Genomic DNA, 20,924 nt, shown 5'->3' with positions numbered 1-20,924 from the left:
TCCCTTACTGCGGGATGGACAGGCCGACCGTCTGGCCGACCGTCTGGTTCCAGCGCGCGGCCCAGTCACCGCCTGCACGCGACGCCCAATCGGGCAGGACCTCGTCGGTCAGGATCTGGCGGGCGCGGGCAACGTCATCCTCGCTGGCCTCGACCACCGTCATCGAGGCATCGCTGCCCCCCTCGCAGGCGTCGCTGCCGGTCAGGCAGGCCAGGTCATTGTCCAGACCACCCTGGGCCGCCTGCCACGCCGGGGCTTCCAGCCCCTCGGCCACGGCGGTCAGCAGCGCGGTCCGGTTCTCCTCGGTCATGCCGTCGAAGCGATCCGCGTTCATGGCGATGACCACCGGGTCCCATCCGCCAAGCGGCAGGGTCAGCAAATGATCCGACACCTCCCACCAGCCGGCCGAAAAACCGGAACCGGCGCCGGTCACCGCGCAGTCGATCACGCCCCGTTCCAGCGAACCGGGCACCTCGGAAAAGGCGATGTTGATCCCTTCGGCGCCCAAGGCCTCCAGGAACATGGTGGTCATGCGCCCCGAACCCCTGACCTTCTTGCCCTCAAGATCGTTCAGAGAGGTGATCTCGCCCCGGCAGAACACCATCTGCGGCGGATAGGGCGAGATGCCCAGCACCTGCGCGCCAAAGCGTTCGCGCATGATGTCCTCGACCATCGGACGGGCCGCCTGGACCATCGCCTGGGCACTGTCCGCGTCGCTGGCCACCAACGGCACGTCCAGACCTTCCAGTTCCGGCGCATCGCCCACGGTATAATCGGCCACGGTCGCGCCGATATCGAAGACGCCATCGCCCAGCATCCGATAGACATCCGCACCCGCGATGCCCATCTGGTCAAAGCTGGTCAACTGCGCCGTCAGGGCGCCGTCGGTCATTTCGGGCAGGCGCTCCGTCCAGAACGGCGTCTCGAAATCCTGATAGAGGGGCAGGTTCGACCAGCTACCCACGACGGCCAGTTCCTCGGCCAGGGCAGGGGTGGCGATCAGCGTTCCGGTCATCAGCAGTGCCAAAGTGGTTTTCATCGTTCTCTCCTGTCGGTTTCTTGTTCTGATTGGGTTCAGATCCTTGGTTTTCTTGACGCCATGGCGGCGCGCGGTCGCGGCCTGATCAGGGCATGGGGACCCTTTGGCGGGCGCCCTTGGCCAGGCGGATCCTTGCAGCAGCCGGCGTCGTGACCCTGTCGTTTTGTCGATGCCTGCCGTCTTGCGAATGCCCCAATCCCTTCGCGGGGTGCGCGAAATCTTGCGGACAGGGAGGGACAAGAAGCGTCATCGACAATTCTCTCGCGGGTCACGAAAGAGTGTGCAGCCAAGGGAAAGCACGAACAACAGTTCAGATATTGTCAGTAATGATCTTCTTTGGCGATCAGTTTCGCGCCGCAGCCACCGCGGCGCGGGTCACTTCCCGACCGATCTTCTCATTGCGTTCCGGAGAGTAGCAGATGGCGAAATCCAGATCCGGCAGGCGCGCCTCGGACCGGACGCGGATCTCCTCCAGCCCCGCATGAGGCCAGGACCGGACGATGTCATGGGGTATGGTGCCGATGCCAAAGCCTTGCCCCACCAGATGCAGCGCGGTCGCAAGAGATGCCGAACCGTGGACGGCCGCCACCTGTCGGCGTCCCGGCGACAGCAGCTGGACGACCTGCCGATGCGGCAGGCTCGATTTCGGGAAGGACACGATGGGCAGGCTGGACAGGTCGTCGATGCCGGCGGGGTTCGGCAGGGTGAAATGGGCGGGTGATCCGAACCAGCCAAGCGTGACCGGCGGCAAGGCGGTCAGGATGATCCCGCGCGGCGCCTGATCGCGCAGCATGATGACCACGTCCAGCCCGTCCTGCGCCAGCAGCGTGCCCATCTGGTCCGAGGTATCGACCGATATCTCGAACCGCAGCAGGGGGTGGCGGGCGCGCAGATCCGTCAGCATCCGGGGCAGGACCGTGTGGGTCATCGTCTCGGCGACCCCCAGACGCACGACCCCGGCCATGACGTTCTGGGTCAGCTCCTCCAGAATACGGTCGCGCTGGGCCACCAGGACCTCGGCCTCGTCGCACAGGCGCCGACCTGCGGCCGTCAACCGAACACCGCGCCCGTCGCGTTCGAAGATCGCGATCTTCATGCGGTCCTCAAGGTGGCGCACGCGTCTTGAAATCGCCGATTGCGCCAATCCCAAATCGTCGGACGCCGCCCGAAAGCCGCCCTGCCGCACGATGGCGCGGATGATCTCTATGTCTCGAAAACCGAACATGGCGCGATCAGACGGGGATGCCGCGCGGTGGTCAAGCGGATCTTTCGACGGGACGATGCAGGGCGGGAAGGGTCGGCCAGCGGGCGCCCTGCCGATGAGCCCGATGCCGGCCGAAAACGAAGGCCGCAAACCCTTCACAGGTCGCTGGTCCGACCACCGGCTTCGATTTTGGCATCATGATGACGGAACGGCTGAACCGCCCACCGTAAGATCGCGCAGACTGTCAGGCAAAGGGCCTGCGGGACCGCACCTTCGGGTCCTTTTCGCGACCGCTGTCATGACGGGGCATCGAACTCGGCGCGCACCCGATCCCACGCCAATGTCAGGTGGCGCCCCAGAATTTCCGACAGCCCCTCTGCTTCGCGCGCCTCCAGGGCCAGGATCATCTGTTCGTGCTCGGCCACGGCGCCGGCCCATTTGTCGGCGCCTTCATGCCCGATGAAGCGGATGCGCTTCAGCCGGGTCTGCAGCCGGGCGTGCACCTCGCAAAGCGCCCCGTTGTCGGCCAGTGCCACGATGGCCGTGTGGATCGCCTGGTTCAGCTTGTAATAGGCCATGCGGTCGCGGCGCGCATAGCAGTCCAGCATCTGGTCATGCAGGGCGCGCACTTCGGCGATGCCCGCATCCGTCGCCTGCGTGCAGGCGATGATGCCGGCCTGTTGTTCCAGGATGCGGATCACCTCCAACATGTCACGGACCTCGCGCGCGCCGAACTGCTTGACCACGGCGCCGCGCGACGGGACCAGTTCGACCAGTCCTTCGGAGGCCAAATACTTGATCGCCTCGCGCAGCGGCGTGCGGGACACGCCCAGCTGCTGGCCGATCTGGCCCTCGTTCAGGCGGGTGCCGGGAGGCAGCTGCCCTTCGATGATCATGTCGCGCAGCCGCGACAGGATCGCGTCCAGCAAGGGCAGGCGTTCGATGCGGGCATCTGTGTCAGGCATGTCGGTCACCGGCGTCTCCGTTGGCGCGTCTTCTTCTGGCTATGACGGGGACGGGGGCAAGTCAACATTGCGTTTTGTGTTCTGTATACAGAATTATTGATACGAGTTTTTGTCCATGCTAGCAAGAACCGGGGACGTGATTCGGGAGGGGATCGATGTCGGGGAACATGCTGCACTGGACGCCGCAGGACTGGCCCATCGCCTGTGCGATGATCCCGTTCGCCACGGTGCACGAGGCCGGGCCGGATGCATGGGCGCGGGATCTGGGGCAAGTGGCCGCAGCGGGCTTCGACGCGGTCGATCCGACCGACAGCTGGCTGCGGTTGGCCGATCTGGACGATGCCGGGCGGGCGCGGTTCATGGCGATCTGCCATGACCTGGGGCTGACCGTTCCGGCCATCTCGACCTCAAGGCGAAGTGTCATCGACCCTGTGCATGGCGACGACCACCTGGCCTATTGCCACCGCGTCATCGACTGCGCCGCCGATCTGGGCGCAGGGCATGTCAGCTTTGGTCTGTTTGGTCCGCTCAGCGATGCGCAGCGCGCCGCCCTGTGGTTCTGGACCGAGCCAGGGATGACGAACCCCGACGACCCCGCCACCCGCGCCCTGGCCCTCGCCCGCATCCGCGATCTGGGCCGCCACGCCGCCGATCGCGGCATCCAGGTCGCGCTGGAGATGTACGAGGACACCTATCTGGGCAGCGCCCCCGACGCCGTCGCCTTCGTCACCGATGTGGACCACCCGTCGGTCCGGCTGAACATCGACATCGGCAACCTGATCCGCCTGCATCGGCCCGTGCAGCCCTGGGCGGAGATGATCGCGCTGTGCGCGCCCTTTGCCGGCTATTGGCACGTCAAGAATTACTACCGGATGACCGACCCGTCGGGGGTCATCCTGTCCCATCCCGCGCCCATGATGGGCGGCACGATCAACTGGCGCGCGGCGATCAACACCGCGCTGGCCCAGGGTTTCGCCAGCCCGTTCCTGGTCGAGCATTACGGCGGCGACGGGCTGGGGGTCTGCGCCGAGAACCGCGACTATATCCGCCGCATCCTGGCGCAAAGAAGGACCCTGCCATGACCAAGATCGTGGACCGCCCCGAGGATTTCGCCGCGACCGCGCTGGCGGGGTTCTGTGCCGCCCATGCCGACCGCGTCACTCCCGTCCCGCACGGCGCGTTGCGCGCCTATGCCGGGGCACCGGGCAAGGTGGCCTTGGTCGTCGGTGGCGGGTCGGGGCACTACCCGGCATTCCTGGGCTATGTCGGTCCGGGCCTGGCCGACGGGGCGGTGGCGGGGGACGTGTTCGCGTCACCCTCGACCAGCGCGGTGGCCGGGGTGGCTCGGGCGGCCGATCTGGGCGGAGGCGTGATCCTGGGGTTCGGCAATTATGCGGGTGACGTGCTGAACTTTGGCGCCGCCGCCGAGCGTCTGCGGGCCGAGGGGATTGATGCGCGCATCCTGGCTGTGACCGATGACGTGGCCAGTGCGCCCGCGAACGACGCGGCGCGCAGGCGGGGCGTGGCTGGCGACCTGCTGGTCTTCAAGATCGCCGGTGCCGCGGCCGAGGCGGGTCTGGACCTGGACGCGGTCATGGATGTCGCCGGACGAGCCAATGCGCGGACCGTGTCTTTCGGGCTGGCCTTCGACGGTTGCACCCTGCCGGGCCAGGGGGCGCCCCTGTTCACCGTCCCGGAAGGGCAGGTCGCCTTGGGCCTGGGCATCCACGGTGAGCCGGGGCTCGCGACGCGGGACCTGATGCCCGCCGCCGATCTGGCGCGGATGCTGCTGGACCCGCTGCTGGCCGAACGGCCCCAAGGCCATGACGGCCGCGTGGCCGTGGTCCTAAACGGTCTTGGCCGCACGAAATACGAGGAGCAGTTCGTCCTTTGGCATCACCTGACCGGGCTGATGACCGACGCCGGCCTGACCGTCATCGCCCCAGAGATCGGAGAGTTCGTGACCAGCCTGGACATGGAGGGATGCTCTCTGTCGATCCTGTGGCTGGACGATGCGCTGGCCGATCTGTGGCGCGCGCCCGCCGATACACCCGCCTTCCGCAAGGGGACCGTGGCTGCCCAGGGCGCGCGTCAGGTGGCCCGCGAAGGGGCAGCCATCGCAGCGGTTCCGTGCGGCGAACCCGCCAGTGCGGAGCAGGCCGGCTGCGTGGCCGACATCGTGGCGCGGTTGGCCCGGGCGCTGGCCGAGGCAGAGGCAGAATTGGGCCGCATCGACGCCATCGCGGGCGACGGCGATCACGGCCAGGGCATGGCGCGCGGGTCTGCGGCAGCCGCCGTTGCGGCACGCGATGCGGCGGCGCAGGGCGCGGGCGCGGGCACCGTCCTGTCGCTGGCGGGCGACGCCTGGGCGGATCGCGCGGGCGGCACGTCGGGTGCCCTGTGGGGCGTGGCCCTGCGTGCTTGGGGGCAGGCGCTGGGCGATACGGATGTGCCCGATGCGGCCCGCGTGGCCGCAGGGGCGCGGGCGGGGATCGACGCAGTGACCCGCTTGGGCGGCGCGCGGCCCGGCGACAAGACGCTGGTCGATGCCTTTGCGCCCTTCGTCGACACGCTGCAGGCGCAGGTCGCGCAAGGCGCGGCGCTGGCCACCGCCTGGGAGGCCGCCGCCCGTGCGGCGACCGCGGCCGCGGATGCCACGGCGGACCTGACGCCGCGCCTTGGCCGAGCCCGTCCGCTGGCGGAACGCAGCATCGGGCATCCCGATGCGGGCGCGATCTCGCTGGCGCTGTGCGCAAGGGTCGTGGCCGGAGTGCTGGCCCGCTGAATTCGGGCGGCGCGACATCGCGCCATCCATGAAACATCATTCCAGACGGAGAGAGACATGCGCATTGCTTTGGCCTTGGGGGATGCCGGGGGCGTCGGCCCGGAACTGGCGGCGAAACTGCTGGCCCATGACGACATGAAGGCCATGGACGTGATCGTCGTCGGCGATGCGCGGGTGCTGGAGATGGGCGCGCGCCATGCGGGCGTCACGCTGGACCTGCCGCGGATCGGCGCCGATCAGGTCGGCCCTGACATGGCGCCGGGCCATGTGCTGCTGGATCTGGAAAATTGCGCGGTGGACGGCATGACCCTGGGCCAATCCAGCGCCCATGCCGGCGCGGCCAGCCTGCAGAATTTCGGCTGCGTGCTGCAGCTGGCGGGGGCGGGCATCGCCGATGCGGCGATGTTCACGCCCTTCAACAAGCATTCGATGCGCCTGGCCCGGCCCAGCTATGTCGACGAGATCGGCTTCATCGACGCGGTGCTGAACGCCGATCGCAGCGGGCGCGAGTTCAACGTCCTGGAGGAAGTCTGGAACGCCCGCGTGACCAGCCACATTCCGCTGCGCAAGGTGGCCGACACGTTGACCACCGACCGCATCCTGGACAGCCTGCGCCTGACGGCCGAGGTGATGGCCGGGGCGGGCAAGCCCGGCGCGCGGATCGGCGTCGCGGCGCTGAACCCCCATGCGGGCGACGGCGGCAATTTCGGCCACGAGGATGATGAGATCCTGGCCCCCGCCGTGGCACAGGCCGTGGCCATGGGCATCGACGCCAAGGGGCCGATCCCGTCCGACACGGTCTTCGTGCGCGCCATTCGCGGCGAATTCGACGCGGTACTGACCATGTATCACGACCAAGGCCAGATCGCGATGAAGCTGATGGGCTTTGACCGTGGCGTGACGCTGATCGCGGGTTACGGCTTTCCGATCGTGACGCCCGCGCATGGCACGGCCTTCGACATCGCGGGGCAGGGGCGCGCCGATCTGGGCGCGACGCTGACCGCCGCGCGCCTTGGCCGCGACCTGGCCGCGCTGAACCCTGCCCGCACGCCGCGCGCGCTGCCCGCAGGCTGGGCGCAGGCAGAGGTCGCCCCGACATTTCTGGTCGCCGAATAGGCGCCCGGTCTTCTTCCCGCCGCAAGCGGGTCGCATCATCTTTGGGAGGAGAGAGAGAATGACCATCAAGACCGCATTGATCGCAGGCACCGCCCTGTTGGCCGCCGCCGTCCCGGCGCTGGCCGAATGGACGCCCGAACGCCCGGTGGAATTCATCGTGGCATCGGGTGCCGGCGGCGGGACCGACAATTTCGCCCGCACCATCCAGGCCGCGCTGACGCGCAACGACATCCTGGACCAGAACATGGTCGTGCTGAACAAGGGCGGCGGTTCGGGGGCCGAGGCGTTCCTCTATGCCCGCCAGAACGCCGCCGATCCGCACAAGCTGATCTTCGGGACGAACAACGTCTATCTGCTGCCCCATGTGGCCCAGCTGGCCTATTCGGCCGAGGACCTGCAGCCCGTCGCCGCCCTGGCGCTGGACGAATTCCTGATCTGGGTCAAGGCCGACGCCCCATGGCAGACCTCGATGGAACTGATCGAGGCCGCAAAGGCGGAACCCGGCACTATCGTTTTTGGTGGCAGCCAGTCCAAGGACACCGACGAGACGCTGGTCGCGTTGATCGAACAGACCACCGGGGCCGATTTCAAATACGTCCCCTTCAACGGCGGCGGAGAGGTTGGGGTGCAGCTGGCCGGCGGCCATATCGCCGCGAACGTCAATAACCCGAACGAGAATATCGGCCAGTGGCAGGCGGGCGCGATCCGTCCGCTCTGCGTGTTCTCGCCCGAACGGATGGCGGAATCCGAGCCGGTCAGCGGCGACATGGGCTGGCACGACATCCCGACCTGCGCCGAGCAGGGGCTGGATATCGAGCGGTACCAGATGCCGCGGACGGTCTGGCTGCCCGCGGGCACGGACCCCGAGGTGCTGGCCTATTACCAGGACGCCCTGACCCGCGTCGCCGAGACCCAGGAATGGCAGGAATACCTTGCCAAGACCTCGCAGACTGCGGCGGTGCTGACAGGCGATGATCTGACCGCCTTCATCGAGGAGAACGAGGCCGCGACCGTGACCGTCTTCGAGGCCGAGGGTTGGGTCACCGCCGCCGCGCAATAAGCGCATCGGGGCATCCGGGATCGTCCGGGTGCCCCTTTTGCCCATGGGGAAAGGGAGGGTCATGACCGTCAGACGTTTTCATGCCGAAATCGGTACGGCAATCACCACCGGCGCATTGGGCGTGGCGGCCATCATCGGCGCCGCCGAACTGGGCACCGGGTGGAGCGATCATGGCCCGCAGCCGGGCTATTTCCCCTTCTGGGTGGCGATTGTCCTTATCGGGGCCAGCCTGTGGAACCTGGGCGGCGCCGTCGCCGCGCATCTCAAGGCACAGCGCACGCCCCCTGACCCCCTGGACGACCCCGAGGAGCCGTTTCTGCCGCGCCAGAACCTGATCCGCATCGCCACCTTCCTGGGCGCGATGACGGCCTTCGTCATCGGCATGCTGACGGTCGGCTTTTACGTCGCGGCGACCTTCTATATCGGGCTGACCGCGTGGCGTCAGGGCGGGTTCCGCCTGTGGAAAGGCCTGGCGATCGGCGCGGCCTTTGCCGTCAGCCTGTACCTGATCTTCGAAACGATCTTTCAGATTCCGCTGTTGAAGGGGCCGTTGGAGCCGCTTCTGGGCATCTATTAAGGGGCCGCGACAATGGGCAATTTCGATCTGCTGATGCACGGGTTTTCCGTGGCCATCACCCCGATGCACCTGATGCTGATGGTCGCGGGTGTGCTGATGGGACTGGTCGTGGGCGTGCTGCCGGGGCTGGGCGCGCCCAACGGGGTGTCGCTGCTGATCCCGCTGACCTTCGCGTTGGACCCGACATCGGCCATCATTCTACTGACATCGATGTATTGGGGCGCGCTGTTCGGCGGGTCCACCACGTCGATCCTGTTCAACATCCCGGGGGAACCGTCATCGGTCGCCACCACCTTCGACGGCTATCCGATGGCGCGAAACGGCCAGTCGACGCGCGCGCTGACGCTGGCCTTCGTGTCGGCGGGGGTGGGCGCGCTGATGGGCATTCTGGTCATCACCCTGCTGGCGGGCTGGGCGTCGCAATTCGCGCTGCGCTTCGGTGCGCCCGAATATTTCGCGGTCTATTTCCTGGCCTTCGCCGCCTTCATCGGCATGGGCAGCGCCGCCCCGATGAAGACGCTGGTGTCGCTGACGACCGGCCTGATCCTGACATCCGTGGGCATGGACAGCGTGACCGGGTCCATCCGCCTGACCTACGGGTTCTCGGACCTGCTGGGCGGGATCAGCTTCCTGGTGGTGGTGATCGGCCTCTTCGGCATCGGAGAGCTGTTGGCCACCGTGCAGGAGGGGCTGCGGTTTCGCGGCGTGTCGTCCAAGATAGACCTGCGCGATGTGCTGAAGACCCTGGCCGAGCTGCCGAAATACTGGGCCACGACCCTGCGCTCGGGCCTGATCGGCATCTGGATGGGCATCACGCCGGGCGGACCCACGGCGGCCAGCTTCATGTCTTATGGCGTGGCCCGCCAGGCGTCGCGCCAGGGCGCGGCCTTCGGGTCGGGTCGCCCCGAGGGGATCGTGGCGCCCGAAACCGCCGACCACAGTGCGGGCACCTGCGCGATGCTGCCGATGCTGGCTCTGGGCGTCCCGTCATCGGCCACCGCGGCGGTGATGATGGGCGGGCTGATGATCTGGGGCCTGACTCCGGGGCCGATGCTGTTCGCCACCAAGCCCGATTTCGTCTGGGGCCTGATCGCCAGCATGTACGTGTCGAACCTGCTGGGGGTGATCCTGGTGCTGGCCACCGTGCCGATGTTCGCGGCGCTGCTGCGCATTCCGTTCACCATCATCGGGCCGATGATCGTCGCGATCTGTTTCGTCGGCGCCTACACGGTGTCCGGGGCGACGTTCGATCTGTGGCTGGTGCTGGTCTTTGGCCTGGTGGGCTTTCTGTTCACCAAGCTGGACTATCCGCTGGCACCGATGATCTTGGCGATGGTTCTGGGTCACAAGGCCGAGAACGCGTTCCACCAATCGATGCTGCTGTCGGACGGATCGCTTGGCATCTTCTTTGCCAATCCGCTGGTGACGGGGATCATGATGGTGGCGCTGGCGCTGCTTATCCTGCCCAAGACGCTTGGCCTGGCGCTCAGCCTGCGCCGCAACCGCAAGGTGGTCGCATGAACCTGATTGGCCATTTTGCCGCCCGACAGGGGCGCACCGTTCAGACCGCGATCGTCGGCACCGGCGGGTTCGGGAGCAGCTTTCTGGCGCAGGCGCGTCGCGTGGACGGGCTGGCCTGCCGCGTCGCGGTGGACCGCGATGCCGCCAAGGCGGCGGCGGCGCTGGCATCCGTAGGAGTGGACCCCGTGCGGATCGCGGTCTGCGACGATGCCGCCAGCGCGCGGGCGGCCTGGGAGGCCGGCGACTGGATCGCCGCGGGCGATCTGGCCACTGTGGCGTCCCTGCCGTTGGACGTTGTGCTGGAGGCCACCGGCGACCCCGAGGCCGGCGCACGCCATGCGGAAATGGCGATTGCAGCCGGGCATCACGTCGTCATGGTCACCAAGGAGACCGACAGCGTGGTGGGCCCGATCCTGTCGCGCATGGCCCGCGACCGGGGCGTGGTCGTGGCACCGGTGGACGGTGATCAGCCCAGCCTGCTGATCGGGCTTGCGACTTGGGCACAAGTCATCGGCTTGCAGATCATCGCGGCGGGCAAATCCAGCGAATATGATTTCGTCTTCGATCCCGATACGGGGCAGGTGATCAGTAACGGTCGCGCGATTGCCGCCCCCGACCTGTCCGCCTGGCTGGACCCCGCGGATCGGCCTTGGGCCGCGGTCGCGGCGGGCCGTGGCCGCGCGCTGCGTGCCCTGCCGCAGCGCGCCGTGCCCGACCTGTGCGAACTGACGCTGGTCGCCAATGCCCTGGGGTTCTCTCCCGACCGTGCCGACCTGCATGCCCCCATTGCCCGCATCCCCGAGGTCGCAGACCTGATGACGGACCAAGGTGGGCTTCTGTCGGGGCAGGGGCGGCTGGACGTGTTCCACTGCCTGCGTCTGCCCAAAGAGGTCAGCTTTGCTGGCGGCGTCTTCGTCACCGTCGCCTGCGACGATGCCGAAACATGGGACATGCTGCGCGACAAGGGCCATGTCGTGTCCCGTGACGGGCGCACCGCCATGGTCGGCCTGCCGCGCCACCTGCTGGGGCTGGAGGCCGCGACCACGGTCTTCGAGGCAGCGCTGCATGGCGTGTCGTCGGGCGCCCGCAACCCGCGCCCGGTGGTGGACCTGACCGCCTTTGCCGATGCCGACCTGCCCGCCGGCACCGTCCTGCGGGCCGAGGGGCATCACCACACCATCGCCCATGTCTCGGGCCGGATGACACCCGCGGCTCGGATCGCCGATGATGCGCCGGTGCCTTATTACCTTGCAGCCGGGCGCGCGCTGCGCCGTGACGTTGCGGCAGGGCAACCGATCCTCTGCGCCGACGTGGCGCTGGACGAAGGCTCGGCCCTGCTGCGCCTTCGCCGACAGCAGGACACCATCACCGACTGGGGCGCGGGTTCAGGGGCGTGACGGCAGCGTCGGGGTCTTAGGACAAGTGATTGATCCTAAATTGGAATTTTGGGAAGAAACGCGATCCTTTCCCCGGCCGTCACCCATCCGCCCGCCCGCCAGCGTGTTCGGCGGCGGCTATGCTAAAGGCGACGATAAGACCGCTGGCCCATTGCCCTGCTTTCCCCGCACGACGGTCGATCGCGACGCCCGGCCCGCCTGTCCCGGTGTTTCAACCGGCTGCGCCCTGGTGTAGCCTAAGCGGTCTCAATCACAGGATTCCGCGACGATGCTTCTGATGCCGCAACGCACAGCCTACAGCAAGGCCGAAACCCTTTCGGACTTCCTGGTCCACGCGGTCGGCCTGACCGCCGCCCTGCTGGCGGTTCCGATCCTGGTTACCTTCACCTGGGCGCAAGGCAGCGATGCGCTGTCGCTGCTGGGCGTGTCGATCTATGGCTGCACGTTGGTCGCGATGATCCTGTGTTCGGCGCTTTACAACATGGCCCATCCCGAACACCTGACCAACATCCTGCGGCGGATGGATCATTCGGCCATCTACCTCAAGATCGCGGGCACCTATACGGCCTTTGCACTGGCCGCGCCGCAACCGGCGGCTTGGTTTCTGGTGTGGATCTGGGGCTGCGCGCTGACCGGTGCGGGACTGCGCAGTTTCGCGCCCGACAGGTGGCGGGCGCCTGCCATCGCGCTCTATCTGGTGATGGGATGGTCGGGCGCGGTCGCGGGCGGCGCGTTGTTCGGCGACATGTCGTCACGCGCCTTCATGCTGATCCTGATCGGCGGCAGCCTCTATACGGTGGGCTTTGCCTTCTATCTGGTTTCGCGGCTTCACTATCACCGGACGATCTGGCATCTTTTCGTGGTCACGGCCAGCGCGGTCTTCTTCGCGGCCGTCGTCGTTCACGTGCTGGGGCAGAGTTGACGCCCTGACCGCCCCCAAGGCTCTACCGGTTGCGGGCTTCCAGGACCGCCCTTGTCCGGGGGCAGGGGACGCCGTCGAAAAACCGCGTGATCAGCCGGTTCCAGATGTCGTCGCCTCCGGAAACCGCGGCAAAAAGCGTCGCCGAGGATCGCAGCTTCATCGCGTCCACCGGCCCCAGGATGGTCTGCGCATCAAGGCCGGGATGGGTCATCATCGCCTCGGCGCAGGCTGCCAGGCGCGGTCCCAAGACCGGATGGGCCAGATAGCGGCGCGCCTCGTCGCTGTCCGCGATACCGTGGAAATGCGAAGTCGTCGATTGACCCAGACCCCGCAGCTGGGGAAAGACGAACCACATCCAGTGACCCGTTTTGCGCCCACGCCGCAGTTCGGCTAGCGCGGCGTCATAGGTCCCATCCTGCGCCGCCAGGAACCGATCCAAAGATTGCGAGTCGTCGGGTGCTGAAAGCTGTGCCATGTCGGTTCCTCCTGCTGTTCTTGGCAACGTTCATGGCGCCTGCCGGGTTCAGGTTCCGGCATGTCCGGGGGCGCGGCATGACCGGCGGGCAGCCCATGGTGGAATGATCGCGGATGGGCGGATAAGATGCCGGGGCAAGGCTTTTTCACGCAGGGCAGGGATGACGCAGGGATGACAATGACGGGCATGACGAACGATCTGACGGGAAAGGTGGTTCTGGTCACCGGGGCAAGCCGCGGCATCGGTGCGGCGACGGCACGGGCATTCGCCGGTGCGGGGGCGGTCGTCGGTCTGATGGCCCGCAATTCAAAGGCCGTCACCGCCCTTGCGGATGAGATCGGGGGCGTCGCGCTGACTGGCGACGTGGCGCGGGCGCGGGACATGGAACAGGCCGTCGCCACCTTGTGTGACAAGGCCGGGCGGCTGGACGTGCTGGTGAACAATGCCGGCCTGATCGGTCCCATCACCGGGCTTCAGGATGCCGATCCGGAGGAATGGGGACAGGCCATCGACGTCAATCTGAAGGGTGTCTTTCACGGTATGCGCGCGTCGCTGCCGGTGATGCGCGCGCAGGGCGGCGGGACGATCCTGACGGCCGGATCGGGCGCGGCACATGCCCCGAAGGAAGGCTGGAGCGCCTATTGCGCCAGCAAGGCCGGGGCGCTGATGCTGACGCGATCCCTGCACCTGGAGGCTCGGGCCGAGGGCATCCGCGCCATCAGCCTGTCGCCCGGCACGGTGGCCACGGACATGCAGGCCGCCATCCGGGACAGCGGCGTGAATTCGGTCAGCCAGCTGGATTGGTCCGTGCATGTGCCGCCCGAATGGCCCGCCAGGACCCTGGTCTGGATGTGCGGGTCCGAAGCTGACGGTTTTCTGGGCGAGGAGGTCTCGCTGCGCGATCAGGAGATCCGACGGCGCGTGGGGTTGATCGACTGAGGCGATTTGGATCGGCGCTGCCGCCCGTGGCCAAGGCCATGCTGGGCGCGGATAGCGGAAGGAGCATCGGATCCCCGACACCGCCACAGTGGGCGTGATGACAATGGCCGACGCGCATTCACGGCCCTGGGGCAGGGCGACATTAAAAGGGCGTCCTGCCGCTGCCTGACCGGCATGGCAGGACGCTTTGGCCGGGGGCCGTGTCAGGGTCGGACGGCGACCACTTCGATCTCGACCAGCCAGGCCGGGTTCGCCAGTCCGGCCACTTCAAAGACCGATCGGGTGGGCAGGTTCGGCTGGTCTTCGGTGCCGAAATACTGGGTGTACCCGGTCATGAACCCGCTGAAATCCATCTCCTCGCTGCCGTCGGGGGCGACCAGATAGGCCTGCATCTTGATGACATCGCCCATGGTCAGGTCCAGCGCGGTCAGCTTTTCCTCGATCGATGCCAAGGTGCTTTCGGTCTGGGCGGCGGTATCGCCGAACTGTTCGGGCGAACCGTCCTCGGCCTCGGCGTCGATGACCTGCGGGACGGTGCCGCTCAGATAGACCAAAGTCGCATCGGCGGGGATCTCGACTGCCTGCAGGATGGGGAAATCCGAATTGGGGATCGGATGCCGCGTGACATCGGCAAAGGCCGCGCCTGTGCCAAGAAGAAGGGCCGTGGATGCGATGGCGATCAGGGACTGTTTCATTCGTGCTCCGCTCGGTTGGGGTCTGCTGGGGATGCCGGACGCGCGATCGCGACGTCCTCGACGGTGGCATCGGGTTCGAAATCATTGCCAAGGTCGGTTTGCAAGTAAGTCACCAGGGCGACGATCTGTTCATCGTTCAGGAAGGTTCCGAAAGCCGGCATTCCGGCCTGCCCGTTCACGATCAACGTGACGGGATAGGCCGCATATTCCAGGTTCGGATTGTCCGACAGGGCCGGATACCGTCCGGCACCCACCGCGCCGGACCCGTCGGGCATGTGACAGCCCGCGCAGAGCGTCTGGTACAGCTCTTCTCCGTCGGTCGAGGTATAGCCGTCCGATCCGAACACCGTATCCTCGGCATAGGCCGACATCTGGGCGGGTTGGGCATGTGCCGGAACGGCGCATAGCGGCAAAAGGGTGGCGATTGCTAAGACGATCTTTTTCATGGCTTCACCCGTTGATGACTTTGTCATGGAGACGCGTGATCGCGTCCAGCGAGGACAGGATCGCGCCTTCCTGCCAGGCGGGGATGTAGGACAGATGTTCGCCCGCACAGACGACGCGGTTGTCGACCTTGATCGCCTCTTCATAGCCTTGGGCCTCGCGGTCTTCCCAGACGCCCGAACATCCCAGGACCCAAGGCACCTTGTGCCAGGACACCGCGACGCCCGTCTTGAATTCGTCGCGATATTGCGGGTGGATCTTTTCGCCTTGGCGCAGCGCCCATTCGATGCGTTCGGCAGGCTGCATGGCGTTGAACTTGAACGTGTCGGCACCCCGCCACGTATAGCATCCCAGCAGGACGGCAGGCCCGTCCGACTGATAGCCGGTCGAGGGATAGCTGATCTGGGTGATCGCCTGGTCGGTATAACTGATGCCGCCATAGATCTGTTCGTCCTGTTCCCAGAACCGGCGCTTGAATTCCAGCCCGACCTTGGTCGAGCCGTTGTAGAACATCGAGCTGATGACGTTCGACAGGCCCGCCGACAGGTTGTGGTCGATCTGCCCCAGGATCGAGAAGGGGATCGTGCAGACGCAGTAATCGGCGGTGCTGGTCCGGGTGCCGCCGCCGGCCGTGTCTTCCCAGGTCACGGTGACGCCGCTGTCATCCTGCTGCAGCGACACGACCTTGGCGTTGTAGGTGATCAGATCGCCCACCTCGCGTTCGAAGCCCTGGGCGATGCCGTCCATGCCGCCGACGGGCTGGAACATCGGCGCCCAGTGTTCCAGCGATTCATGCTGGGCCAGCGAACGCCACAGCCGCGACTGGATGACCTGGCTGGGGTCGTAAAGATCTGACGGAACGGGCGCGGCATCCGCACCGCCTCCGGGCATCTTCTCGTATCCGCGATAGCCGCTGGTGCCCAGGCTTTTGACATAGGCGTTCTGTTCGTCCAGCACGCCGAAGCTGCGCAGGCTCTCGATCAGCATTTCGCGGTCGTCTTCGGTGACCATCTCGTCCAGCTTGCCCTGATCGACCGCCTTGGCCAGCAGTTCCGAGACATGGCCGCGATAATCGGTCTTGATCTTGCCCATCCGCTGCGGCTTGCCCTCGAAGGCGTCGCTGCTGTGGACATAGGCATTGTAATCGGTCTGGATGAAGGGCTCCAGGGGGACCTTCAGGCGCTTGCAGTAATCCATGACGGCGTAATGGTGATGCGGCAGGCGCCAGGGACCGGGGTTGATGTAGTTGCCTTGGGCAAAATCGACCTTCTGCGTGGCGCCGCCCAATTCGGTGTATTCATCGCCCGACCGCAGGGTCCAGCAGCGGCCGCCGGCCTTTTCGCGATATTCCAGCACCTCGACCTGATATCCTGCGGCCCGCATCTCCAGCGCGGCGGTCATACCGGCCAGGCCCGCGCCCAGGATCAGGACCTTGGCCCCCTTCGGGTCGCCATCCAGCTTGATCGGGCCGGCATAGTTCGAGGCCGCCGCGTGCCCCATCGACGCCATCGCATAATACATCGCGGAACTGCCGGCGGCCGTTCCGATCATGCCCAGCAGGTTTCGCCTGGTGAATTGGGTCATGTGACAACTCCCTCTTTACGCATGCCTTGGGACAGTCGATCGCGCCTTGGCGCCTTGGTGAAGGTCCCACGGACATGGCTTCTGCCGTGTCTCTCATGCCGGAGTTCACCTTCGCGCGGCGGTTGTAAATGCCACGCGGTCCTTCGAGCCTCCCGTAACTTCAGGCTGCGCCAATTTTGCTCATTATGCAAAAGATTAATGCAGTTATCAGTTGTGGGGCTGCAGGACGTCGCTACCGGGGGTCGATGTCGGGGGATGGAACCGGGTCAGCGGGTGCGGCGCATCCGGCGGCCGGGCAGGGCCGTGACCGCGCCCGACAGGATCAGGGGCGCGGCCAGAAGGAAGGCCAAACCGGGGCTTTCGCCAAAGACAGCAAAGCCCAGGATGACGGCCCATAGGATCGACAGGTATTCATAGGGGGCCAGCGCGGCGGCCTCGGCGTGGCGAAAGGACAGGGTCATCAGGATATGGGCAATGCCACCCGACAGACCCGCCCCCAGCAGCATTATCAGCTGAGGTCCGTCGGGCACCGTCCACCCCAGGGGCAGCGTTGCCGCCCCCGCCAGCGCCGAAACGGCGGCGAACCAGAAGGCGATGGCGCCCGCCTGTTCGCCCATCACCGTCAGGCGCCTGACTTGGATCAGCGCCGCCGCCGTCAGCAGGGCGGTCGTCACGCCCAGCACCAGACCCGCGAAGGCGGCGGCCGGCAGATCGCCCGTCATCGACGGCAGGCTGATCACCGCGCAGCCCGCAAGGCCCAAGGCAACGCCGATGATCCGTCGCCGGTGCAGGTTTTCGCCCAGAAAGGCCCAGCCCATCAGCGCCATGAAGGCCGGGGCCAGGTATGACAGCATCGTCGCCTCGGCCAGGGGCAGTAGCCGGATCGTCGCGAAGGAGGTGAACATCGCCGCCGCCCCCATCAGGCAGCGCGCCGCATGGCCCAAGGGGCGCGTGGTTGCCAGACCATTGGGAAAGCTACCCGTCAGCCACAGGAAGGCCACAAGCGGCAGCAACGCGAAGGCCGAGCGGAAAAAGACGACCTGCCCCAGGGGAACCGTGGTCCCAAGCGCCTTGATGCAGCCCCCCATCGCCGCAAAGGCCAGGGTCGCCGCCACGCGCAGCAGGATGCCGAAAGCCTCGGTGCGTTCGGCGGTCGCAGGGACGGGGGCGGCGGGCTGCAAGGCTCAGGCCGTCACAAAGCGGATATGGGGATGATCGGCATGGGCGCCGGCGGTGATCTCGGCCTCGACGCGGAAGACGTCGCGCAGCAGCCTCGGGGTCAGCACCTCGGCGGGGGTGCCGAAGGCCACCACCTGTCCCGATTGCAGGACGATGATCTTGTCGCAGAACATGGCCGCTAGGTTCAGGTCGTGCAGCGCGACGACGCTGGTCAGGTCCAATGCGCGGACCATGCGCAGGATCTCGATCTGGTGATGGATGTCCAGGTGGTTCGTCGGTTCGTCCAGGAACATCACACGGGGGTCCTGTGCCAAGGCGCGGGCGATGATCACCCGCTGGCGTTCGCCGCCCGACAGGGTCTGCCACGGCTGGCTGCGCCGCTTGGCCATATCCACCTGCTGCAGGGCGGTCATCACGGCGTCCTCATCGGCGGCTGTCCAGCCCGAAAGCGCCGACCGGTGCGGCGTGCGCCCCAGCCGAACAACGTCGCAGACCGAGACATTGGTGTCGGTCGAGGCGTTCTGCTGGACGAAGGCCACCTGACGCGCCAGCGCGCGGCGCGACACGCGGGCGATGTCCTGATCCATGATCCGGACGCTGCCCGATTGCGGCGTCTTCAGCCCAGACAGCAGCCGCAGCAGCGACGACTTGCCCGACCCGTTGGGACCGATCAGGCCCAGTGTCTCGCCCTTGGCAACGCGCAGCGACACGTCCTGCACGATGGTGCGGCGCTTGACGCCCCAGACAAGGTTCTCGGCGATGACGGTCATGTCTGCGGCTTGGCGCGATAGAGGATGATGGCAAAGAACGGCACGCCGACAAGGGCCGTCACCACGCCGATGGGAATGGTCTGCTGTTCGGCCACCACGCGCGAGGCGATGTCGGCCAGCACCATGAAGACCGCACCCACCGATGCGCAGGCCGGCAACAGCCGCAAATGCAGTGGACCCACCACATAGCGGGCGGCATGGGGCACGACCAAGCCCACAAAGCCGATGGCGCCGACCATGCTGACGATCGTGGCCGTCATCAGGGCGGTGATCCCGAACAGGATCAGCCGGATGCGCCCGACCGGAACGCCCAGGGCGGCGGCGTCTTCGTCCCCGAATGTGAAGGCATCCAGCGACCGCGCCATCAGCAGACAGACCCCCAGGCCGATGATCACCACGATCAGCAGCAGGTGGAAATCCGGCCAGCGCACGCCGCCAAAGCTGCCCAGCAGCCAGAACATCACGTCGCGCGCCTGCTGGGCATTGCCCGAGGTGGTGACGACATAGGAGGTCAGCGCGTTGAACAGCTGTGATGCCGCGACACCGGCAAGGATGGTGTGGTTCGGCCCGCTGGTCGCGCCGTTCGACAGGATCGCCACCAGCGCAAAGGCGGCAAAGGCCCCCGCGAAGGCCCCCATCGACAAGGACAGGCTGCCCGCCCCGATGCCCAGCACGATCACCGCAACCGCCCCGGTCGATGCCCCTGCGGAAACGCCCAGCACGAAAGGCTCGGCCAAGGCGTTGCGCAGCAGCGCCTGAAGGATCGCCCCGCAGAGCGCCAGCCCCGCACCGGCCAGCGCCGCCACCAACGCCCGGCTGAGCCGCAGGTCCCAGACCACGCTCTGCTCGATGGGGGGGATGTCGGCGGCGGTCAGGCCCAGCCCGTTGGTCACGGCCAGAAAGACGGTGCCCAGCCCGATGCTGTAATCGCCGATGGCCGAGGCGACGGCGATGGCAAAGCCAAGCACCACCAGGACCAACGGCAGCAGCAGCAGCAGCAGCGCAGCGCCGCCCTTTTCGTCGGCATCCGTCATTTCAGGTCAAACGACCGCAGCTGCTGGGCCAGTTGTTCGGCCCCGTAAAGGGTATGGACCGACGGGTTCATCGCCGAACCGCTCATGACGGCGATGCGTCCCGCCTTGACGGCCTCCATCTGGCTGACCGCCGGGTCGCTGGTCAGGAAATCGATCTTGGTCTGGGCCTCGTCCAGGGCCCACCGTTCCCGGTCGACCTGCGCCGCGACGATCACGGTCGGTTCGGCAGCCATGATGCCTTCCCAGCCCAAGGCAGGCCATTCGGCCTCGGTCTTCAGCGCGTTCGAGCCGCCCAGAAGATTGGCGATATACCCCGAAGGTCCGTTGCCGCCCGCCAGATAGGCGTCATCCGACGGCGAGGAGGACGAGAACCAGAACAGGAACGTCAGATCGTCACGCCGGGCGAATTCATCCCGCAGGCGGGCCTCGCGCGCCTTCAGGTCGTCGATCAGGGCCTGTCCGCGATCCTGGACATCATAGATGCGGGCCAGATCGTCGATTTCCTGATACAGCATATCCATGTTCCACAGGCTTTCGCGCAGGCCATAGATCCCGGTATCCTTGCTGCCCGTGGCGTTCTGCGTATCGGTCACGGTGCTGCAGGCACTGGGGGACAGATAGGTGGGAATGCCCAGTTTTTCGAAATCCTCGCGCTTGGCGACCTTGCTGTCGGGCCCAAGCAGCGTCACCAGCATGGCGGGCACAAAGTCCGGCTGCTTGGCCAGGATCGCCTCCAGCGTGGGGAATTCGACGGTCAGCACGTCGACCTTGGCGTTGGCCTCCTCCAGCTCGGGCAGGACCTTGTTCGGCCAGAAGGCGGTGCCGGCCATGCGATCCTCCAGCCCCAGCAGGAACAGGATCTCGGCGCTGTTGTGGCCAAGGGCCACCGCACGTTTGGGGGCCTTTTCAAAGGTCACCTGCTGGCCGCAGTTTTCGATGGTCAGGGGATATTGGGTGGGTTCGGCGGCCACCGCGCTGGCCAAAAGGGCTGCGGCCAAGGCGCCTGATGCCGCGAGGCAGGGGGTGCGCATCATGTCAATCCGTTCCTGATATAAACAGTCGGATTCCGAGTAGTGGATTGGTGGCCGGACCTCAATAGCGGTTTTGCCACCCCCACCCGCGGTCGCGACAAGGTGTCTTCAGCAAAATTAACCTACGCGGACCCCGGACATGCCAAGGGCGGCTTCGTCATGAAGCCGCCCCTGCTTTTTATGCCAT

The 20,924-nt window shown here is 66.6% G+C and carries 20 protein-coding genes; 9 read left to right on the top strand and 11 right to left on the bottom strand.

Annotation, left to right across the window (positions count from 1 at the left end; all coding sequences use genetic code 11):
* Positions 1-4: 4 nt before the first annotated feature.
* From DKT70_RS12900 to DKT70_RS12890, 3 genes are all read right to left on the bottom strand, one after another.
* On the bottom strand, positions 5-1,039 hold the full coding sequence (locus DKT70_RS12900) for a TRAP transporter substrate-binding protein (RefSeq protein ID WP_111559520.1): 1,035 nt from the start codon (positions 1,037-1,039) through the stop codon (positions 5-7).
* Positions 1,040-1,382: 343 nt separating this feature from the next.
* Positions 1,383-2,264 (bottom strand): LysR family transcriptional regulator, encoded by an 882-nt coding sequence (locus tag DKT70_RS12895; RefSeq protein WP_146612639.1) that lies wholly within the window; start codon positions 2,262-2,264, stop codon positions 1,383-1,385.
* A gap of 275 nt (positions 2,265-2,539) precedes the next feature.
* Positions 2,540-3,208 (bottom strand): GntR family transcriptional regulator, encoded by a 669-nt coding sequence (locus tag DKT70_RS12890; protein ID WP_111559539.1) that lies wholly within the window; start codon positions 3,206-3,208, stop codon positions 2,540-2,542.
* A 155-nt stretch (positions 3,209-3,363) separates the two neighbouring features.
* On the opposite strand from DKT70_RS12890, the gene DKT70_RS12885 reads away from it, so the two are divergent.
* The 8 genes from DKT70_RS12885 to trhA all read left to right on the top strand — a co-directional run bounded on the left by DKT70_RS12885 (position 3,364) and on the right by trhA (position 12,586).
* Positions 3,364-4,290: a sugar phosphate isomerase/epimerase family protein gene (locus DKT70_RS12885; RefSeq protein WP_111559518.1), complete on the top strand. Its 927-nt coding sequence runs from the start codon at positions 3,364-3,366 to the stop codon at positions 4,288-4,290.
* Positions 4,287-5,993, top strand: coding sequence for a dihydroxyacetone kinase family protein (locus tag DKT70_RS12880; RefSeq protein ID WP_111559517.1), 1,707 nt, complete (start codon positions 4,287-4,289; stop codon positions 5,991-5,993). Before DKT70_RS12885 ends, DKT70_RS12880 begins: the two co-directional genes overlap by 4 nt.
* A 57-nt stretch (positions 5,994-6,050) precedes the next feature.
* Complete coding sequence (locus tag DKT70_RS12875) at positions 6,051-7,109, top strand: 4-hydroxythreonine-4-phosphate dehydrogenase PdxA (RefSeq protein WP_111559516.1); 1,059 nt, start codon at positions 6,051-6,053, stop codon at positions 7,107-7,109.
* Between the two features lie 58 nt (positions 7,110-7,167).
* Positions 7,168-8,169, top strand: a complete 1,002-nt coding sequence (locus DKT70_RS12870) for a tripartite tricarboxylate transporter substrate binding protein (protein WP_199559594.1) — start codon at positions 7,168-7,170, stop codon at positions 8,167-8,169.
* 61 nt (positions 8,170-8,230) lie between these two features.
* On the top strand, positions 8,231-8,746 hold the full coding sequence (locus DKT70_RS12865) for a tripartite tricarboxylate transporter TctB family protein (protein ID WP_158530046.1): 516 nt from the start codon (positions 8,231-8,233) through the stop codon (positions 8,744-8,746).
* Between the two features lie 12 nt (positions 8,747-8,758).
* Complete coding sequence (locus DKT70_RS12860) at positions 8,759-10,267, top strand: tripartite tricarboxylate transporter permease (RefSeq protein WP_111559514.1); 1,509 nt, start codon at positions 8,759-8,761, stop codon at positions 10,265-10,267.
* Entirely contained in the window at positions 10,264-11,664 is a 1,401-nt protein-coding gene (locus DKT70_RS12855; RefSeq protein ID WP_111559513.1) for an SAF domain-containing protein, read from the top strand. Before DKT70_RS12860 ends, DKT70_RS12855 begins: the two co-directional genes overlap by 4 nt.
* Positions 11,665-11,941: 277 nt before the next feature.
* Positions 11,942-12,586 (top strand): PAQR family membrane homeostasis protein TrhA, encoded by a 645-nt coding sequence (gene trhA / locus DKT70_RS12850; protein ID WP_233490569.1) that lies wholly within the window; start codon positions 11,942-11,944, stop codon positions 12,584-12,586.
* 22 nt (positions 12,587-12,608) lie between these two features.
* On the opposite strand, the gene DKT70_RS12845 is transcribed toward trhA, so the two are convergent.
* Positions 12,609-13,061, bottom strand: coding sequence for a DUF1810 domain-containing protein (locus tag DKT70_RS12845; RefSeq protein ID WP_111559512.1), 453 nt, complete (start codon positions 13,059-13,061; stop codon positions 12,609-12,611).
* Between the two features lie 186 nt (positions 13,062-13,247).
* Here DKT70_RS12845 and DKT70_RS12840 point away from each other — a divergent pair, with 186 nt between their 5' ends.
* Entirely contained in the window at positions 13,248-14,000 is a 753-nt protein-coding gene (locus DKT70_RS12840) for an SDR family oxidoreductase (protein WP_233490568.1), read from the top strand.
* Between the two features lie 203 nt (positions 14,001-14,203).
* Here the strand turns inward: DKT70_RS12840 and DKT70_RS12835 are convergent, their stop codons facing one another.
* The 7 genes from DKT70_RS12835 to DKT70_RS12805 all read right to left on the bottom strand — a co-directional run bounded on the left by DKT70_RS12835 (position 14,204) and on the right by DKT70_RS12805 (position 20,740).
* Positions 14,204-14,695, bottom strand: coding sequence for a RidA family protein (locus DKT70_RS12835; protein ID WP_111559511.1), 492 nt, complete (start codon positions 14,693-14,695; stop codon positions 14,204-14,206).
* Positions 14,692-15,141, bottom strand: coding sequence for a c-type cytochrome (locus tag DKT70_RS12830; RefSeq protein WP_199559593.1), 450 nt, complete (start codon positions 15,139-15,141; stop codon positions 14,692-14,694). Before DKT70_RS12830 ends, DKT70_RS12835 begins: the two co-directional genes overlap by 4 nt.
* 4 nt (positions 15,142-15,145) lie before the next feature.
* Positions 15,146-16,723: a flavin monoamine oxidase family protein gene (locus tag DKT70_RS12825; RefSeq protein WP_111559510.1), complete on the bottom strand. Its 1,578-nt coding sequence runs from the start codon at positions 16,721-16,723 to the stop codon at positions 15,146-15,148.
* A gap of 266 nt (positions 16,724-16,989) precedes the next feature.
* Positions 16,990-17,904 (bottom strand): DMT family transporter, encoded by a 915-nt coding sequence (locus DKT70_RS12820; protein ID WP_233490567.1) that lies wholly within the window; start codon positions 17,902-17,904, stop codon positions 16,990-16,992.
* Positions 17,905-17,907: 3 nt separating this feature from the next.
* Positions 17,908-18,672, bottom strand: coding sequence for an ABC transporter ATP-binding protein (locus DKT70_RS12815; RefSeq protein ID WP_111559509.1), 765 nt, complete (start codon positions 18,670-18,672; stop codon positions 17,908-17,910).
* On the bottom strand, positions 18,669-19,706 hold the full coding sequence (locus DKT70_RS12810) for a FecCD family ABC transporter permease (protein ID WP_111559508.1): 1,038 nt from the start codon (positions 19,704-19,706) through the stop codon (positions 18,669-18,671). The genes DKT70_RS12815 and DKT70_RS12810 overlap by 4 nt, the downstream gene beginning before the upstream one ends.
* Positions 19,703-20,740 carry an ABC transporter substrate-binding protein gene (locus DKT70_RS12805; protein ID WP_233490566.1) on the bottom strand — a complete coding sequence of 346 codons (1,038 nt, stop codon included), beginning with the start codon at positions 20,738-20,740 and terminating at the stop codon, positions 19,703-19,705. Before DKT70_RS12805 ends, DKT70_RS12810 begins: the two co-directional genes overlap by 4 nt.
* Positions 20,741-20,924 lie beyond the last annotated feature (184 nt).

The organism is Paracoccus sediminilitoris, from assembly GCF_003259195.1.
GTDB lineage: Bacteria > Pseudomonadota > Alphaproteobacteria > Rhodobacterales > Rhodobacteraceae > Paracoccus > Paracoccus sediminilitoris.
This window is presented reverse-complemented; position numbering and strand designations above follow the sequence as displayed.

What these genes read in the sequence shown, in the direction of transcription:
- DKT70_RS12870 (WP_199559594.1), top strand. Translation starts at nt 7,168, where the DNA reads ATGACCATCAAGACCGCATTGATCGCAGGCACCGCCCTGTTGGCCGCC.
- DKT70_RS12825 (WP_111559510.1), bottom strand. Translation starts at nt 16,723, where the DNA reads ATGACCCAATTCACCAGGCGAAACCTGCTGGGCATGATCGGAACGGCC.
- DKT70_RS12875 (WP_111559516.1), top strand. Translation starts at nt 6,051, where the DNA reads ATGCGCATTGCTTTGGCCTTGGGGGATGCCGGGGGCGTCGGCCCGGAA.
- DKT70_RS12840 (WP_233490568.1), top strand. Translation starts at nt 13,248, where the DNA reads ATGACGAACGATCTGACGGGAAAGGTGGTTCTGGTCACCGGGGCAAGC.
- DKT70_RS12860 (WP_111559514.1), top strand. Translation starts at nt 8,759, where the DNA reads ATGGGCAATTTCGATCTGCTGATGCACGGGTTTTCCGTGGCCATCACC.
- DKT70_RS12880 (WP_111559517.1), top strand. Translation starts at nt 4,287, where the DNA reads ATGACCAAGATCGTGGACCGCCCCGAGGATTTCGCCGCGACCGCGCTG.
- trhA (WP_233490569.1), top strand. Translation starts at nt 11,942, where the DNA reads ATGCCGCAACGCACAGCCTACAGCAAGGCCGAAACCCTTTCGGACTTC.
- DKT70_RS12810 (WP_111559508.1), bottom strand. Translation starts at nt 19,706, where the DNA reads ATGACGGATGCCGACGAAAAGGGCGGCGCTGCGCTGCTGCTGCTGCTG.
- DKT70_RS12895 (WP_146612639.1), bottom strand. Translation starts at nt 2,264, where the DNA reads ATGTTCGGTTTTCGAGACATAGAGATCATCCGCGCCATCGTGCGGCAG.
- DKT70_RS12865 (WP_158530046.1), top strand. Translation starts at nt 8,231, where the DNA reads ATGACCGTCAGACGTTTTCATGCCGAAATCGGTACGGCAATCACCACC.
- DKT70_RS12805 (WP_233490566.1), bottom strand. Translation starts at nt 20,740, where the DNA reads ATGATGCGCACCCCCTGCCTCGCGGCATCAGGCGCCTTGGCCGCAGCC.
- DKT70_RS12830 (WP_199559593.1), bottom strand. Translation starts at nt 15,141, where the DNA reads ATGAAAAAGATCGTCTTAGCAATCGCCACCCTTTTGCCGCTATGCGCC.
- DKT70_RS12815 (WP_111559509.1), bottom strand. Translation starts at nt 18,672, where the DNA reads ATGACCGTCATCGCCGAGAACCTTGTCTGGGGCGTCAAGCGCCGCACC.
- DKT70_RS12835 (WP_111559511.1), bottom strand. Translation starts at nt 14,695, where the DNA reads ATGAAACAGTCCCTGATCGCCATCGCATCCACGGCCCTTCTTCTTGGC.
- DKT70_RS12900 (WP_111559520.1), bottom strand. Translation starts at nt 1,039, where the DNA reads ATGAAAACCACTTTGGCACTGCTGATGACCGGAACGCTGATCGCCACC.
- DKT70_RS12845 (WP_111559512.1), bottom strand. Translation starts at nt 13,061, where the DNA reads ATGGCACAGCTTTCAGCACCCGACGACTCGCAATCTTTGGATCGGTTC.
- DKT70_RS12855 (WP_111559513.1), top strand. Translation starts at nt 10,264, where the DNA reads ATGAACCTGATTGGCCATTTTGCCGCCCGACAGGGGCGCACCGTTCAG.
- DKT70_RS12885 (WP_111559518.1), top strand. Translation starts at nt 3,364, where the DNA reads ATGTCGGGGAACATGCTGCACTGGACGCCGCAGGACTGGCCCATCGCC.
- DKT70_RS12890 (WP_111559539.1), bottom strand. Translation starts at nt 3,208, where the DNA reads ATGCCTGACACAGATGCCCGCATCGAACGCCTGCCCTTGCTGGACGCG.